The sequence below is a fragment of the Sulfuriferula multivorans genome (assembly GCF_003851125.1).
GTDB lineage: Bacteria > Pseudomonadota > Gammaproteobacteria > Burkholderiales > Sulfuriferulaceae > Sulfuriferula > Sulfuriferula multivorans.
The window spans coordinates 1-1,125 of the sequence record NZ_BGOW01000052.1 but is presented as its reverse complement, the minus strand read 5'-3'; the positions used below and the strand labels follow the sequence as shown (position 1 = coordinate 1,125).

At 55.4% G+C, this 1,125-nt stretch carries 1 protein-coding gene; it reads left to right on the top strand.

Annotation, left to right across the window (positions count from 1 at the left end; all coding sequences use genetic code 11):
* Positions 1 to 59: 59 nt before the first annotated feature.
* Entirely contained in the window at positions 60 to 1,097 is a 1,038-nt protein-coding gene (locus EI185_RS17320) for an IS630 family transposase (protein WP_124706403.1), read from the top strand.
* Positions 1,098 to 1,125: the final 28 nt, after the last annotated feature.

The following is a 1,125-nucleotide window of genomic DNA, read 5'->3' as shown; positions in this document are numbered from 1 at the left end:
CTATAGACTCGGCACGAATTATCCGTGAACTTTAAGGTTTGTAACGTGTCTCAGCGCGCATGGAAAAAGAAGACGCCCGCAAGCAGTCGCGAGAAGTACTGCACGAGAGACGAAAACAAGTCATCCGCATGCACCGCAAGGGGATGCCGGTGATGCAGATTGTTGAGCACAGCGGCCTCAGTTGGTATGCCGTGAACGCTGCGATCATCGCTTATTCGACTGCGGGAGCGGCGGCACTCAAGCCTGCTGCGCGCGGCAAGAAACAGGGCAGTGGACGCATGTTGAGCGAATCGCAAGAGAGCGCTGTTCGGCAAATCATCTGCGACCGTCGCCCCGAACAACTGAAGATGGAGTTTGCACTATGGAATCGCGCCGCCGTCATGCAGTTGGTTGAACGCGAATGCGGAATCAAGTTGTCTGTGCGCGGCGTTGGCAACTACCTCCAGCGTTGGGGATTCACCCCGCAAAAGCCGATCAAGAAGGCGTATGAACAACGCCCGGAGGCTGTGCAGGCATGGCTGGATAATGACTATCCGGCAATCGAACAACGCGCCAAGTCCGAAGGTGCCGAGATACACTGGGGCGACGAGACAGCGGTCGTGAACACCGATGTGCGTGGCCGGTGTTACGCACCGGCGGGTAAAACACCGGTGACCTTTGCAGTGGGCGGCACGCGCCAGAAACTGTCAATGATCGCCACCGTCACCAACCAGGGCAAGACACGCTGGATGATTATTGATGAGGCATTCAACTCGGACAGGCTGATCGAGTTTTTGGCAGCGCTGGTCCAGGACGCAGCGAAGAAAGTGTTCCTGATTCTGGATAACCTGCGGGTGCATCACAGCAAGCCGGTCAAGGCTTGGGTTGAGGCGCGTAAAGACAAGATCGAGTTGTTCTATCTGCCCAGCTACAGCCCGGAGCTCAATCCGGAAGAACGGCTCAATGCTGATTTGAAACAGGCGCTTTATACCAAGGTTCCAGTACGCACCAAGACCAAGTTGAAAGCGGCTGCAACCGAGCACATGCAGGCGTTGGAGAAATCACCCGAGCGGGTGATAAAGTTCTTCCAGGATGCACGCGTAAAATATGCAGCATGAATCACGGATAAATCAGGCCGGATCAATA

Coding starts and splice junctions, on each gene's coding strand:
- EI185_RS17320 (WP_124706403.1), top strand. CDS start 60: ATGGAAAAAGAAGACGCCCGCAAGCAGTCGCGAGAAGTACTGCACGAG.